Origin of the sequence: Nonomuraea lactucae (assembly GCF_003313395.1) — a bacterium.
Classification (GTDB): domain Bacteria; phylum Actinomycetota; class Actinomycetes; order Streptosporangiales; family Streptosporangiaceae; genus Nonomuraea; species Nonomuraea lactucae.
This window is the reverse complement of record NZ_QNFZ01000329.1, coordinates 1-633: the sequence shown is the minus strand read 5'-3', so window position 1 is coordinate 633 and position 633 is coordinate 1. Positions and strand designations below refer to the sequence as shown.

At 77.6% G+C, this 633-nt stretch carries 1 protein-coding gene; it reads left to right on the top strand.

What is annotated here, in order from left to right:
• Positions 1-28: 28 nt before the first annotated feature.
• Positions 29-633, top strand: a 605-nt coding sequence (locus DQW85_RS21760; protein WP_113702117.1) for an NAD(P)/FAD-dependent oxidoreductase, incomplete at its 3' end; no start/stop codon positions are given.

Here is a 633-nt window from a genome sequence, read left to right as displayed (position 1 = left end):
AGTCCGGCTCCAGTCCGGGGGAGGGCCGATGACGTACGACCTCGCGGTGATCGGCGGCGGGCCCGCGGGGGTCGCGGGGGCGCTCACGGCGGCGCTGGCCGGGCTGCGCGTCGTCCTCGTCGACTCCGGCGCGCGGCTCGGCGGCCAGTACTTCCGCCACCCCGCCACACCGGATCATCCGGACACGCGGGGGTTCGACAGGTTCGTACGGCAGAGCCGCGCCCTCACGGACCGCGCCGACCTCCTCCTCGGCCACCAGGTGTGGGCCGTGGAACACGACGGCGAGCCGGCCCTGCGCTGCCTCACCCCGGAGGGAACCCCCGTGACCGTCCGCGGCCGGCACCTGCTCATCGCCACCGGCGCCCACGACCGGCCGCTGCCGTTCCCCGGCTGGGACCTGCCCGGGGTGCTCACCGCGGGAGGCGCCCAGGCGCTGCTGAAGGGCAACGGGGTGGTGGCCGGGCGCCGGATCGTCGTGGCCGGCAGCGGGCCGTTCCTGCTGCCCGTCGCGGCGGGACTCGCGGGCGCGGGCGCCGAGGTGACCGGCGTGTTCGAGGCCAACGGAGGGCTCGCCCTGGCCCGGCATCCGCTGCTCGCCCTGGGCAAGGCTGGCGAGGCCGCCGCCTACGGGCT